The organism is Synechococcus sp. PROS-7-1 (genome assembly GCF_014279795.1).
Lineage (GTDB): Bacteria > Cyanobacteriota > Cyanobacteriia > PCC-6307 > Cyanobiaceae > Synechococcus_C.
On record NZ_CP047945.1, the window covers coordinates 1,203,161 to 1,216,155 of the forward strand.

A 12,995-nucleotide genomic window follows, 5' to 3' on the forward strand; every position below is an offset into this window, starting at 1 on the left:
GTTTGATCAGTCGAGTTCGCTGGTGAGAACGGAAGCCAGCGCCTGCTCAACCTTGCGCTGAAACAACTTGGTGTCGACGCGAAGCAGCATGATGCCAGCGATGAGAAGACCCATGGCTTGCACGATGAAGACGCCCGCATAAGCACTGAAACTGTTCTGAGAGCCAGTGAACTGACCAAAGAGGCTGAGCAGAGCCCCACCTCCGATGGTGGCCAGTCCCCTGGCATAAGCCTGCGCAAGCCCCCATACACCGATGAAGGTTCCTGCCATCAGCGGAGAGGTGAGGCCCAGCATGAGGGTAAGGCTTGCATTGGTGCTGATCCCGGCAGCAGCACCAAAGAGAAAGAGAGCTCCCTTGAAGAGAGGTTCAGAGTTCATGCCGCCTGCAACCACGATCAGAAGCACGAAAACGGCTGACAGAAGACCTCCCAGCAGAGCAGTGCGTTGGGCGCCGAGCCGGGGCACGAAGAGAAACCCCGTTGTGGCAATTCCAAGCAATGTTCCGATCCCCCAGATGGCATTCAGCCTTGTGGTGGCGCAGACATCCATTGCGAAAATTGCGCCTCCATAGGGCTCGAGAACGGCCTCCTGCAAGAAGAGCGAAAACGTGAACAGCGATAGAACGGCAAAGAAGTAGCCCACCTGCGGAGAAGCTCGGAGAATCGTCCAGGACGCTGCCAGGGAGATTTCTTGATCATTGCTATGGCCCTTCTCCTTTCGGTTGTTGTTGATGATTCGTGGTTCAACTCCAGCGATCGCGATCAGCACGAGGCCGAAAATCACCACGGGGGCGACCGCGATCAGGCGCCTGACGCCATCAATGACATCCGTGAGCTCCGCGCTTGCACAGGAGGAGCCGAGAAAGGAACTCAGGAGAATGGCGCCGACAACAATCCCAACCATCAGCATTGACCACACAATCGAGACCAGAACAGGTCGTTGTTTGTCGGTGCTGACATCGACCAACAGAGCGGCAAATGGGGTTGAACTCGCTGAAATTGCCAAGCCATACAGCAAGAAAACGACAGCCAGCAACAGCCCTCGTTCGATCACAGCTGAGGCGTCATCGACCATGGATGCAGCAGCGATCCAAAGCACCAGCCGCCCGGCGATCCAGGTGAGCGCGCAGAACGCTGCTGCTCCACCGATGATGAAGGGCGTTCGGCGCAGTCCTCTCCAGCGACAGCGATCCGACCGCTGGCCGAACCATACCCGTGTGAAGGCGACGAGTTGCTGGCAGCCAAGAGCGAGGGCCGTCAATGCCGCGGGAACGGCAAATTCTTCAATCAGAAGCCTGTTGAAGATGCCCAGGGTGAGCACTGATAGTGCCCCGAGACAGGCCTGAAAAAGCCCTAGGCGAATGGCGAGGAGAAAAAACCGGGCCGAACCCACGTCGTCGACTGCAAGCTCGTCAACCCTACGTTCGCTAACAGCGTTCGATTGGCGCCATCGTGAGCCCCTCAGCGCCGAGTTGCTGGTGGTAGAGCTCTGCTTGCTCAAGGGGGCCACACCAGACCTCAGCGGCACCTTCACCGTCGATTTGATGCGCCAGGTTCCAGGCTTGATCGCTGTTCATGCCGGGAATGATCCTGCAGAGACTCTCCACAACATGCTCAAAGGTGTTCACGTCGTCGTTGAGGACGATCACGCGAGCCTGGGGGTAGCGCAGCGCTTGCCGATCTCTTTCAAGAACGGTGGAAACGCCCGGTGATGACGAAGTCATGAGAGCTCGTGAACAACTGGCCTGAACCGCTCAATACTTTAGGTAAAATTTGTCTAATCACGTTCAAGACATGCTGTTCACCCTGGCCTGGGCTTCTCTTGCAGCTGTTTTCAGCTTTTCGATCGCCATGGTGGTGTGGGGGCGTAACGGTGACGGCACGCTGAACTTCTGAGGTGCTCGCAACAGTTCAATCCCAGCTGCTGAACCAAGGTTTGGCGGTCACGGCTACGGCTCTGCTCGTCTTTGTTAGTGGCGCTGTGATTTATCTGTCTACCATTGAGTGGAGAGATCGTCGTCGCCGACGTTCACCACGTGGTCGCAGCTGAGTCCCGTCCATTCGAGCGTCTGTTCATCGTCACTGGACTCAAGGCTTTTCCAGCCACAGCACTGGGAATTCTGTTGCTCATCCTCGGGTCGTTCATCGGCCTCGGGACGACGACAAGTCGCAAACTTCTCAACCGCGATTCAACCGTGCGATCACTGGCGCGGTTGGCCGATGCGTTCATCCTGATTCAGAGCTTCCAGGGTGATCCCCGCCGGCCTGTTCCATCACTGTGGAATGCACGCCTTGGAGTGAAACCGGCTGGTGATCTCTGGAAACGGCAGGGGGGAATGCTTTGGTGGCAGGCCTGGTCACTGGATGGCGAGGCTTATTTGATTCTTCCTGCGACATTGGCTCAGTCCCAAGCGCAGCGTTCCTTCGGTCAACGGCTTGGCAATCTGGTGGTGATTGGCACCGATCAGCTGCACCGCGAGCAGTTGATGCAACGCATTGAGGCGGTCAAGCCTCAATCGGACGCGTTCGATGGGCGTGGGTTGTTTCAGTCATGCCTCGACTCTCTTTCGCAGCAACCAAGCGTGTACTGGAGTGCCGATGCGTTGGCCTCCGTGAGCGGGACTCTCGCGCCCCTATTGCAGCAGGGACGTGAGGGATGCATGCAACTGCGCCTTCAGGGGAGGACTCTGCAGTGGAACGGCGTGATTGGACAACGTCCACTGCGGACCAACCCTGTGAATGCGGAACTCGTGAGGTGGAACTGGTCCACCGTTGAAGCGGCTCCAGCCAATCAATCCAGCTTGCTGCGCGTGGATGGCTCTGCGCTGCAGTTGATTTTAGGAACCCTTTTGAGCCGACAAATCATCCAGGTTCCTCTGGAGCAGAACTACGGCATCAGCGAAGTGTTGCGATCACGGATCAGCGCATCACCCTTTTCTCTGCGACTTGTGGCCAGGCCAACAGGGTTGTATCGCGCAGGGCTTCAACTGCAGATACCTGTTCCCAACGATCAGGCCTCGTGGATGAAGGTGCTTAGCGCCGTGAGTGACCGGCTGAAGAGTCGTGGATTCGCTTCGCTTCAACCATCCGCTGATCCCACGGTCCAGGAGCAACAGCTCTGGTTCAAAGCGGATGATCCCAAGAAAACGATCGTCGGTGGCTGGCGTTGGCTCGGAGGCAAGGACCAACCGCTTCTGAGTATCGGATTTGGTATCAAACCAGACGTGAAACCGTTCTTGCGAAATCTGGGTGCGTCCAAAGCTGCGTCACTGATTGTTCAGGCCAATCCATCCACACTGGCTTCCATGGATCTTCTCAATGGACGTTGGCCGAAGCCGATGACTAAGGCTTCAACCATGACCTTTCAAGTCAAGCCGTTGGATGCCAGTGGTCCGTCCACATCCAGGGGGCTATGGAGGCTGCGGGGGGAGCTGACGCTGCCTCAATCTTGAGTCTGTTTGCTTTCCGAGGCCTGTCGCTCGCGCTTGCGACGTTCTGAGGCAAGCGTCTCCTCCATCAGTTCGACCGCCTGGGCCATCTTCTCAAGATTGCTTCTGTACAAATTGAGATCCTTCTCCAGGCGTGGCCTGGAGAGGCCAATCTGCTCACCAATGCTGTGGGTTGTTTTGCAGAGCTCTTCAGGATCCTGTGATTCAACGCCTTGCGCTGAGGAGAGAAGGGAGAACAGGCCAACGGCCATCAGTCTTGAGTAGTGGAACTGTTCGCCAGCAAGATCGGCGAGACCGGAGGCGAGGGGTTCAGGAGCTCCATCTCCTTTTGCCTGCAACCAGGTTTGAACCTCCTCCATGCTGTGGCCGGCCACAGCTTTTTCTGATCCCTCCGCAACGGAATTCAGCTGTTGGGCGTTGAAACCGTTGCAGCTGCAAAGGGCATCAAACAGCTCGGGGAGGTGATCGGCAGGTCGATAACCCTTGGTGAACGCAGTGAAGACCTGCCGGAGTCCGACGGCAAAAAGGGCATTCGACTTGAATTGCGTCTGGTGGCTGAGCAGATGCAGTTCCACAAGCAACTCATCGGCAGTGCGTCGATAGAGAGATGGAATCACGTAGGGAAAGGCTGCGTGAAACGCTCTCTTGCTGTCTGCGATCGTCCGAAGCCCTGTCAAGGTTTTCTGCAGCTGATTCAAGGCACGACCATAGCGCTGACGATGCCGCCGTTAGGATTGAGTCAGTGTGCAAGTTCAGCATGATCCCCATCGTGATCGAGGAATCCGGGCGCGGGGAAAGAGCGTTTGACATCTATTCCCGTTTGTTACGGGAGCGCATCATTTTCCTCGGTGAAGCTGTCACGAGTGAGTCCGCCAACCGCATTGTTGCTCAGCTGCTGTTTCTGGAAGCTGAGGATCCGGAAAAAGATATTTTCTTGTATATCAACTCACCTGGTGGATCTGTTTATGACGGGTTGGGTATTTTCGACACGATGCAGCACATCAAGCCTGATGTGCAGACTGTCTGTGTAGGCCTTGCCGCAAGTATGGGGGCTTTTCTACTTTGTGCGGGAGCCAAAGGGAAAAGGAGCAGCCTCCGTCACTCACGAATCATGATTCACCAGCCATTGGGAGGTGCCCGCGGGCAAGCCAGCGATATCAGGATTCAAGCCGACGAAATCTTGTTCCTGAAAAGTCGTCTCAACCAAGAACTCGCTGAACGTACGTCCCAGCCTTTGACCAAGATTCAGGAAGATACAGATCGCGATTTTTTCATGTCACCGCAAGAAGCTGTGGAATACGGCTTGATTGACAGTGTGATTGACAAACGCCCTGTTCATTCTGTCTGAATAAAATTCCCGCTTGAGGCCACTGTTCGGCCTGAGCGGGAATTTGTTAAAAACGAATATTATATCGACAAATCTTTTTTGCTCGAACGTAAGTCATTCCATAATGCTTTGATCTCGGCATAAGCTTCGCTTTGTTCCACTTTGCCGTTGGCTTGAAGTCCAACAATTAAACCAACACGTTCGGCAAATTGTTCGAGATTTTGATGAAATGCCAAGCGTTCTGGAGACCAGTCATCTCCTCGATAACTGCTGAAACTCTCAAGTGGAGAATGAGTTCCATCTCCGGGTTCCATAGACGTTCCTTAAAAACAAATTATGAAACCCAGAGATTAAGAATCAGCTAAGAACTGGGGAGAAGCGATCTTTTTCGGGGATATCGGTTACTTTGGCGACCATTTCTCTGAATTCGTCTCCATCCAGGGTTTCTTTCTCAATTAATAACTCAACGAGATCATCCATAACTTCTCTCTGAGCACCTACCAGCTCTAGCGTTTCTTGATAGCACTGCATCACAATGTTGCGAACTTGGTCATCGACTTGTTTTGAAATGGCTTCCGAAACATCACTCCGGGTCATCAGATCGCGACCAAGGAATACCTCTTGGCTTCCCCCTTCAAGGGACATAGGGCCAAGGTTGCTCATGCCAAATCGTGTCACCATCTGACGTGCCATCGATGCAACCTGTTGGATGTCTCCACCAGCCCCGGTTGTGACTTCGGAGCGTCCGAACACCACATCTTCAGCGGCGCGCCCACCAAGAGCTCCCATGATCCGCGCCTTGAGTTGAGCGCGAGACACAAGCATCTGCTCCTCATCCGGTGAGAACCAGGTCAGGCCTTGCGCCTGTCCCCTTGGGATCAGGGTGACTTTTTGCACTGGGTCATGATCCTTCACCAACGTGCCAACAAGAGCATGGCCGACTTCGTGATAAGCGATCAATCGCTTGCTCCGACCATCAGTGAGAGGTTGTCCCTCCATGCCGGCAATGATTCTGTCGACCGCATCGTCGATCTCAGACAGACTGATCGATTCCTTGCGGCGGCGAGCGGTGAGGATCGCTGCTTCATTGAGAAGATTGGCCAGGTCTGCGCCTGTGAAACCAGGAGTGCGTCTGGCAATGCTGTCGAGTGAAAGCTCAGGATCGAGTTTCTTGTTTCTGGAATGAACTTCAAGAATGGAGAGTCGCCCTTTGATGTCAGGAGCATCAACGGTGACCTGGCGATCGAACCGGCCGGGGCGCATCAACGCTGAGTCAAGAACGTCAGGTCGGTTGGTTGCGGCAATGATGATGATTCCGCTGTTGCCCTCGAATCCATCCATTTCTGTAAGCAGCTGATTGAGGGTCTGCTCACGTTCGTCATTACCGCCACCAATACCCGCGCCTCTCTGGCGGCCAACGGCATCGATTTCATCAATGAAAATCAGGCAAGGGCTGTTTTCTTTGGCTCGCTTGAAGAGATCGCGAACGCGGCTGGCGCCAACACCCACAAACATCTCGACGAACTCCGATCCGGAGAGAGAGAAAAACGGAACGCCCGCTTCACCTGCGATCGCTTTGGCGAGCAGAGTCTTGCCTGTGCCAGGAGGGCCAACCAAAAGCAGCCCCTTGGGAATTTGCGCACCCACAGACGTGAACTTTTCAGGCTGCTTCAAGAAGGTGACAACCTCCTCGAGGTCTTGCTTGGCTTCATTGACGCCAGCGACATCGTCAAACATCACGCCGGTTTCAGCTTCCATCGCAAAACGGGCTTTTGTCTTTCCGAATTGCATGGCTTGCCCTGGCCCACCGGGCATGTTGTTGGAGCGTCGTGCCAGGAAAATCAGCGATCCAATCAACAGCAAGGGAAACAGAAGATTTCCGAGTAGGCCAAGGGCCGGCGGAGCTGTTTTTGGAGGATGAATGTCAAAACTGATTCCTTCCTCCTTGAGTGTGTTGATCAGTTCAGGTGCAAGCCCAGGAAGATCGACTCTCAGACGCTGAACCCGATTATCAAGGTCGGGATCGACCGCTTCCACCACGGCATCCCGACCACCGTCGTAGATGTCGACAGATGTGACACGTCCGGCTGCAACGTAGTCAAGGAAGCGTCCGTAGCTCATGCGAGCGACCGCGGTGTTCCGCGGCGCCACGGTGGGACCACCGGGCTTGAGGCCGTTCAATCCACCGCTGCCGAGCACTTGCCAGGCCAGCACCAGAGCAATGGTGATGGGTAGACCCCAAAGAAGGATCTGGCGCCAGCGTTGGTTCATGGATCTCGTACCGATTGCGTGATCGTAAGAGCTGCCGGTGTTGAACTGCAGACGCAGATCTCACTAAAGACTGCGCAATGCCGTGATCGGATCAAGTCGTGCTGCTCGCCTGGCTGGAACCACACCGAAAAACAGGCCGATGGAGCCTGACAACCCCACAGTGACCAGGACTGTGGAGGCCCCGATCGCGGCCGGTAGGGGAGTGAACGCAGCAACCAAGGCGATGGCTCCGTATCCAGTGGCTGTTCCGATCACGCCGCCGAGGCTGGCAAGAACAAGAGACTCGACAAGAAACTGACGAAGAACATCGGAACTCCTGGCTCCGAGTGCCTTTCTCAGACCGATCTCCTCGGTGCGCTCGCTGACTGACACCAACATGATGTTCATAATTCCGATTCCGCCGACCAAGAGCGAAACGCCACCGATCGCACCCAACATCAGTGTGAGGCCACCAGTGATGGTGCCAACGATCGTGAGGGCATCCTGCTGGGAACGCACCGCGAAATCATCGTTGCGAAGGATCTTGTGCCGTTGGCGAAGAAGGTTGGAGATTTGGAATTTTGCAGCCCCGGTGCTCTGTTCAGAGAGGGCTTCAGCACTGATGAAACTCAAACTGATGCCATAGGTGGGATCGCGGCCGGTCAGCCGGCTCACCATGGTGGAGAGAGGGATGTAGGCGTTTTCATCTTGATTGGAGCCGAAGACTGCTCCCTTCGGTGCCATCACCCCAATCACCGTGAAACTCTGGTCACGGATCCGCAGGCTTTGTCCGATGGAACTGCCGCTGGGAAAGAGCTTGTCACGCAGATCAGGGCCAATCACAACAACAGTGCGTGCGGCTTTGACGTCCTGTTCTGTGATGAAACGCCCTCTGGAGATCTCGAAACTTCTTACGGGAAGAAATTCCGGTGTGATCCCGAAGATCGCCGCGGTGCTGCTTCTCGCTCCAGCCTGAACGACTTCATTGGCATTGATCTGTGGTGCCACCCGCTTCACACTCGGGACTTGCTCTGCAATCGCTTCAGCATCTTCAAGGACGAGCGTCTTCGGAAATGCCACACCTTGCCTGCGGGTGTCGTTGCTGCCAGGCACAACGAAGAGCACATTGGCGCCAAGGGTGCTGAGCTGGCTCTCCGCAAGATTCTGAGCGCCACGACCCACTCCGACGAGGGTGATCACGGACGCATTGCCGATCACGATCCCAAGCATGGTGAGCAGGCTTCGCAGGCGATTGGCTCTCAGTGTGGTGAGAGCCATCCCGACGGTTTCGGCGATGGGCAGGTTGCTCGCCATTCTTCTGGTGGTGTTTAGAGCATCGTGTCGAGTTTCATCAGCGTGTTGCTGCCGGTGCCGCGATGCACTGCACCTTCTTTGATGTGGAGGGTCACCACCTCACCTTCACGCAGATCCCTGGTTGCATTGGCGACGCCGGTGATCACTGAGAGACCGAGCCGACGGGCAATCACTGCAGCATGTGAATCATCACCCCCACATTCGGTGATGATCGCAGCGGCTTCACGGAATGCGTCGAGATAGTCAGCGTTGGTGTCGCTGGCGACGAGGATATCTCCGGGTTCCAGACGCGCGCAGTCGCTGGCAGTGAGGGCGATGCGGACCTTGCCGCTGATCGATCCGCTCCCGATTCCGGTTCCACGTCCCAGCACGGCACTCACAATCCCCACCTTGATCAGATCCGTGGAACCGCTGACGCCTGCAAGGGTTCCGGCCGTTTGGACGCAGAGATCACCGTCTTTGAGAACTCCCATTTCCTGAGCGACACCCATCGCCAAGGTGAACGTTGCTGTGGTGCTTTTCTGTGTTTCGATCAACAAGGGTGTGACACCCCAAACCAGCTGGAGTTTGCGTGCCACCGAGACTTCGGACGTGATCGCGAGAATCGGCGTGGAGGGCCTGAATTTGCTCACGTTGTGAGCTGTGGCTCCACTTTTGGTGAGCGGGAGAATGGCTGCCGCATTGAGTTGTCGGGCAATGCTGCTCACGGCTCCGCTGATCGCGTTGGGAATGGTGCTGGGCAGATGGGTATCAATCGGACGCTGGGGGTAGTCCCGTTCGATCCGCCGCGCAATCGTGGCCATCGTTTCGACCGCTTCAACGGGAAAGTCCCCAACCGCGGTTTCATTCGAGAGCATCACCGCGTCAGTTCCATCCAGAATCGCGTTGGCCACATCACTCACCTCCGCTCGGGTGGGTCTGGGGCTTGATGCCATCGAGTCGAGCATCTGGGTTGCCGTGATGATCGGGATTCCCAGGCTGTTGGCCTTGTGAATCAGATCCTTCTGCAGCAGAGGAACCTCTTCAGCAGGCATCTCGACTCCGAGATCCCCGCGGGCCACCATGACTCCGTCGCACAGCGGCAAGATCGCGTCGATCTGGTCGATCGCTTCGAATTTCTCGATCTTTGCCACCACGGGCGTGGTGAAGCCATGCTTGCGAATCAGTTCTCGGATCTCCTGCATATCCGATGGGTTGCGCACGAAACTGAGGGCGACCCAGTCGACACCCTGCTGAAGTCCGAATGCCAGATCTTGGCGGTCTTTTTGGGTCAGAGCACGCACAGAGAGCTGCACGTCTGGGAAATTCACCCCTTTGTTGTTGGAGAGCACGCCACCCACGGTGACGACGCAATGAAGGGTCTGATCAGCACTATCGACCCTGTCCACGCGCATCTCGACGCGGCCATCGTCGAGAAGGATGCGGCTGCCTGCTGTGACCTCATCAGCAAGCTTGTCGTAAGTCACGGTGGCAACCGTCTGGTTGCAGCGCACCTGTTTTGAAGTGAGGGAGAAATGATCACCTTTGTCAACGGTGATTGGCCCTTCCTCGAAACGGCCCAGCCTGATCTTCGGACCCTGAAGGTCTTGGAGGATGCCGATATGAACGCCCAGCTCATGGGCCACCTGACGGATTGTGGCCATCCGAGCCGCATGCTCGCTGTGATCTCCGTGGGAAAAATTCAAACGGAATGTGGTGGCACCGGCCTGAATCAGCTCACGGATCCGTTCAGCACTTTCTGTAGCTGGGCCGATCGTGGCAACGATCTTGGTTCTACGGTTCAGATCGAGCACGGCCATTCTTGGCGCCATAAACCAGCGGAATCTACCGTCAAGCCCATTGGCGCCTCATCACTGTGCATCTCAACGATTACCAGCGGGAATCCAGAACGACAGCCCGTTACCCCGATCTTGGAAGCAATCTGATTTATCCAACCCTGGGACTTGCAGGAGAGGCGGGAGAGGTGGCTGACAAAGTCAAGAAACTGATCCGGGATCGGAACAGCCTGGTGGATGACAGCTTCAAGCAAGACATCGCCCTGGAACTGGGCGATGTGCTTTGGTACATCGCTCAACTTTCCACAGAACTGGGACTGACCCTCGAGGACGTGGGGCAGATGAACCTCGAAAAACTGAACAGCCGCTCAAAACGGGGGACCCTCCATGGCGAGGGCGACCACCGCTGAGAGGCTCAGCCGAAGCTGTTGAAACCACTTGCAAATGAATAACTGGCTGAAACAAGAAGCTGCTGCATCAGGCTGAGGGCAAAAAAGGCGATAATCGCCGAAAGGTCGAGACCTCCCAAAGGAGGAATTAAGCCGCGAAAGGCGTTGAGGTAAGGGTCGGTGATGGAGCTCACGGTGCTCAGCACCGGATTGCTCCAGTCGATGTTGGGGAACCAGCTCAACAGCACGCGCACGATCAGCACGAGCGAATAGATCTGCAAGGTCTGCGCCAGCACTTGAAGCGTGGTGGACACCAACTCGAAAGCCATGGGAGCGGGATGACTAAAGGAACTCTATGCAGCCTGGGGGGGTTCGGTGCCGCCGATTTCAGGGAGCACTGAAAAGGTTCGATGAAATTTCTCTGTCAGCGTGATCCAGTACGAGCGACCATCACTCTGGCGCTTGCGTTCAATGAAATTCTGGCTGATCAGTTCCTTGATGTGGTCGTAGGCCCCAGAGCCACGCAGATCCACGAGGTCCGACTGGAGGATGCGCTTTTTCAAAGCAATTGTTGCCAGTGTTCGCAAGGCAGCGGTTGACAGGTCGACAGGGAGAAGATCCCTCACCAGATCGCCTAATCCGGGTCTGAGCTGAAGACCGTAACGGCCATTGGAATGATTGATCTCAAGGGCTGTATCCCTTTGGGCATAACCGGCAATCAAAACCAGTAGCCCCTGCTCCGCTTCGGACGCTGTGACTCCAGAGAGTGCTGCCAGTTCTTGGAGCGTGAGGGGACGCCCCTTTAGGTAGAGAATCGCCTCGAGGCGGGCCGGTAAAGACAGAGCCTGTTCCATCGGATGCTCATGATCTCGATCCAGAGGCAGCGTGTCGTCACTCAAATCCCCACCTCTCAACGCGATAGTTCAAGGTAACGTCCGCACACAGAAGGGCCATCAGGCTCCCAAAAAGATTCGATAGGCAGGATTGGACGTTTCCTCCCAGCTGGCATATCCAAGTTCTCTGAGCACACCTTGCCAGTCTTGAAGTTCATCGGGTTTCACCAGCACCCCAACCACGATGCGCCCCACATCTGCACCATGGTTTCGGTAGTGAAAAATGCTGATGGACCAGTCAGCATGCAGAGCACTCACGAAGCGCATCAGCGCCCCGGGCCGTTCTGGGAACTCGAAGCGGTAAAGCAATTCCTGGGGTTGCTGGGATCCGGAATCAGCGCGAATGGGCAGTCGGCCACCCACCATGTGACGGAGGTGAACTTTTGCCAATTCATCGTCACTGAGATCGAGGCAGTCGTATCCATGACTGCGCAAGTAAGCGAGAAGATCCGCGCGATCTTGCAGATCAGCCACCTGGATGCCCATAAAGATATGGGCGCTTTCGCCAGCACCCATGCGGTAGCTGAATTCCGTCAGGCTGCGTTTGTGGAGAAGCTCACAGAGTTGTCTCAGGCTGCCCGGTTCTTCGGGAATCTCCACAGCCAACATGGCTTCCCGTTCTTCCCCCAATTCGGCCCGCTCAGCCACAAAGCGCAGCCGATCAAAATTCATGTTGGCGCCGCAGGCGACGGCCACCAACTCTTGATTTTTCAGTCCTCGGCGTGCGACATCCGCTTTTAAGCCGGCAACCGCTAAGGCCCCCGCCGGTTCGAGAATGGATCGTGTGTCTTCAAAGACATCCTTGATCGCCGCACAGATCTCATCGGTGCTGACCGTGACGATGGCGTCGACATAACGTTGAACCAGACGGAAGGTGTGTTCACCGACTTCTCGCACGGCCACACCATCAGCGAACAATCCGACTTGAGGGAGTCGAATGCGTTCACCGGCCTCCAGCGAAAGGGTCATGGCGGCAGCGTCATGCGGCTCAACACCAATGATCTGCACATCGGGCCATAGGGTTTTCACATAGGCCGCAATGCCTCCGATCAAGCCGCCGCCACCAATGGCGATGTAGATGGCATCAGGAGGACATGGACTCTGACGCAGGATTTCCATGCCCACGGTTCCTTGTCCGGCAATGACATCGGGGTCATCGAAAGGGTGGATGAAGCAGAGGTGCTCGTTTTCGCTGCGGCGGCGTGCCTCGGCATAGGCCTCGTCATAAGTTTCACCGTGGAGAACAACTTCGCCTCCTAGTTGCTTCACGGCTTCGACTTTCACGCTTGGCGTGGTGACCGGCATCACAATCACTGCCCGGCAGTGGAGATGGGAGGCACTCAGAGCGACGCCCTGAGCGTGGTTTCCAGCACTGGAGGCGATCACCCCACGACTCAGCTCCTCTTGAGTGAGCTGGGCCATGCGGTTGTAAGCCCCCCGAAGTTTGAACGAAAAGACCGGTTGAAGATCCTCCCGCTTGAGTCGGATGGTGTTGGAGAGACGGCGACTGAGATTGCTGGCTACATCGAGGGGGGTTTCACGGGCGACGTCATAGACCCGTGCACGAAGAATCCTTTGGAGATAGTCGTCCATCTTCCC

The 12,995-nt window shown here is 56.0% G+C and carries 14 protein-coding genes; 4 read left to right on the top strand and 10 right to left on the bottom strand.

Translation table 11 applies throughout. From position 1 onward, the window contains the following. Window positions 1-6 precede the first annotated feature (6 nt). Window positions 7-1,392, bottom strand: a complete 1,386-nt coding sequence (locus tag SynPROS71_RS06665; protein WP_186597636.1) for a BCD family MFS transporter — start codon at window positions 1,390-1,392, stop codon at window positions 7-9. A gap of 34 nt (window positions 1,393-1,426) precedes the next feature. Next, window positions 1,427-1,723, bottom strand: coding sequence for an ATP-dependent Clp protease adapter ClpS (gene clpS / locus SynPROS71_RS06670; protein ID WP_186597638.1), 297 nt, complete (start codon window positions 1,721-1,723; stop codon window positions 1,427-1,429). A 70-nt stretch (window positions 1,724-1,793) separates the two neighbouring features. Between clpS and petN the strand changes: the two genes are divergently transcribed. Both petN and SynPROS71_RS06680 read left to right on the top strand, forming a co-directional pair. Continuing rightward, window positions 1,794-1,895, top strand: coding sequence for a cytochrome b6-f complex subunit PetN (gene petN, locus SynPROS71_RS06675; protein WP_006041398.1), 102 nt, complete (start codon window positions 1,794-1,796; stop codon window positions 1,893-1,895). 104 nt (window positions 1,896-1,999) lie between these two features. Continuing rightward, the gene (locus tag SynPROS71_RS06680) at window positions 2,000-3,451 is read left to right on the top strand and encodes a hypothetical protein (protein WP_255442451.1); all 1,452 of its coding nucleotides are present in this window, start codon (window positions 2,000-2,002) and stop codon (window positions 3,449-3,451) included. Here the strand turns inward: SynPROS71_RS06680 and psb29 are convergent. Beyond that, a complete protein-coding gene (gene psb29 / locus SynPROS71_RS06685; RefSeq protein WP_186597640.1) occupies window positions 3,442-4,125 on the bottom strand; it encodes a photosystem II biogenesis protein Psp29 in 684 nt (227 codons plus the stop codon). The genes SynPROS71_RS06680 and psb29 overlap by 10 nt on opposite strands. Before the next feature lie 80 nt (window positions 4,126-4,205). Here psb29 and clpP point away from each other — a divergent pair, with 80 nt between their 5' ends. Next, window positions 4,206-4,796 carry an ATP-dependent Clp endopeptidase proteolytic subunit ClpP gene (gene clpP, locus SynPROS71_RS06690; protein ID WP_186597642.1) on the top strand — a complete coding sequence of 197 codons (591 nt, stop codon included), beginning with the start codon at window positions 4,206-4,208 and terminating at the stop codon, window positions 4,794-4,796. 59 nt (window positions 4,797-4,855) lie between these two features. On the opposite strand, the gene SynPROS71_RS06695 is transcribed toward clpP, so the two are convergent. The 4 genes from SynPROS71_RS06695 to pyk all read right to left on the bottom strand — a co-directional run bounded on the left by SynPROS71_RS06695 (window position 4,856) and on the right by pyk (window position 10,138). Continuing rightward, window positions 4,856-5,089 (bottom strand): hypothetical protein, encoded by a 234-nt coding sequence (locus SynPROS71_RS06695; RefSeq protein WP_186597644.1) that lies wholly within the window; start codon window positions 5,087-5,089, stop codon window positions 4,856-4,858. Window positions 5,090-5,132: 43 nt separating this feature from the next. After that, a complete protein-coding gene (ftsH, locus tag SynPROS71_RS06700; protein WP_186597645.1) occupies window positions 5,133-7,046 on the bottom strand; it encodes an ATP-dependent zinc metalloprotease FtsH in 1,914 nt (637 codons plus the stop codon). Between the two features lie 63 nt (window positions 7,047-7,109). Continuing rightward, window positions 7,110-8,339: an ABC transporter permease gene (locus SynPROS71_RS06705; RefSeq protein WP_186597647.1), complete on the bottom strand. Its 1,230-nt coding sequence runs from the start codon at window positions 8,337-8,339 to the stop codon at window positions 7,110-7,112. 14 nt (window positions 8,340-8,353) lie between these two features. After that, on the bottom strand, window positions 8,354-10,138 hold the full coding sequence (gene pyk, locus SynPROS71_RS06710; protein WP_186597649.1) for a pyruvate kinase: 1,785 nt from the start codon (window positions 10,136-10,138) through the stop codon (window positions 8,354-8,356). Between the two features lie 56 nt (window positions 10,139-10,194). On the opposite strand from pyk, the gene SynPROS71_RS06715 reads away from it, so the two are divergent. Continuing rightward, window positions 10,195-10,524: a nucleoside triphosphate pyrophosphohydrolase family protein gene (locus SynPROS71_RS06715; protein WP_186597651.1), complete on the top strand. Its 330-nt coding sequence runs from the start codon at window positions 10,195-10,197 to the stop codon at window positions 10,522-10,524. A 5-nt stretch (window positions 10,525-10,529) separates the two neighbouring features. On the opposite strand, the gene SynPROS71_RS06720 is transcribed toward SynPROS71_RS06715, so the two are convergent. From SynPROS71_RS06720 to ilvA, 3 genes are all read right to left on the bottom strand, one after another. Further along, the gene (locus SynPROS71_RS06720; RefSeq protein ID WP_186597653.1) at window positions 10,530-10,832 is read right to left on the bottom strand and encodes a YggT family protein; all 303 of its coding nucleotides are present in this window, start codon (window positions 10,830-10,832) and stop codon (window positions 10,530-10,532) included. A gap of 24 nt (window positions 10,833-10,856) precedes the next feature. Then, entirely contained in the window at window positions 10,857-11,357 is a 501-nt protein-coding gene (gene scpB / locus SynPROS71_RS06725) for an SMC-Scp complex subunit ScpB (RefSeq protein WP_186597655.1), read from the bottom strand. 99 nt (window positions 11,358-11,456) lie between these two features. Further along, window positions 11,457-12,989, bottom strand: coding sequence for a threonine ammonia-lyase, biosynthetic (ilvA, locus tag SynPROS71_RS06730; protein WP_186597657.1), 1,533 nt, complete (start codon window positions 12,987-12,989; stop codon window positions 11,457-11,459). Window positions 12,990-12,995: the final 6 nt, after the last annotated feature.

Excerpts from the sequence above, each read along its gene's own strand:
- clpS (WP_186597638.1), bottom strand. The coding sequence starts at position 1,723 with ATGACTTCGTCATCACCGGGCGTTTCCACCGTTCTTGAAAGAGATCGG.
- petN (WP_006041398.1), top strand. The coding sequence starts at position 1,794 with ATGCTGTTCACCCTGGCCTGGGCTTCTCTTGCAGCTGTTTTCAGCTTT.
- clpP (WP_186597642.1), top strand. The coding sequence starts at position 4,206 with ATGATCCCCATCGTGATCGAGGAATCCGGGCGCGGGGAAAGAGCGTTT.
- SynPROS71_RS06695 (WP_186597644.1), bottom strand. The coding sequence starts at position 5,089 with ATGGAACCCGGAGATGGAACTCATTCTCCACTTGAGAGTTTCAGCAGT.
- ftsH (WP_186597645.1), bottom strand. The coding sequence starts at position 7,046 with ATGAACCAACGCTGGCGCCAGATCCTTCTTTGGGGTCTACCCATCACC.
- SynPROS71_RS06705 (WP_186597647.1), bottom strand. The coding sequence starts at position 8,339 with ATGGCGAGCAACCTGCCCATCGCCGAAACCGTCGGGATGGCTCTCACC.
- pyk (WP_186597649.1), bottom strand. The coding sequence starts at position 10,138 with ATGGCCGTGCTCGATCTGAACCGTAGAACCAAGATCGTTGCCACGATC.
- SynPROS71_RS06720 (WP_186597653.1), bottom strand. The coding sequence starts at position 10,832 with ATGGCTTTCGAGTTGGTGTCCACCACGCTTCAAGTGCTGGCGCAGACC.
- scpB (WP_186597655.1), bottom strand. The coding sequence starts at position 11,357 with ATGGAACAGGCTCTGTCTTTACCGGCCCGCCTCGAGGCGATTCTCTAC.
- ilvA (WP_186597657.1), bottom strand. The coding sequence starts at position 12,989 with ATGGACGACTATCTCCAAAGGATTCTTCGTGCACGGGTCTATGACGTC.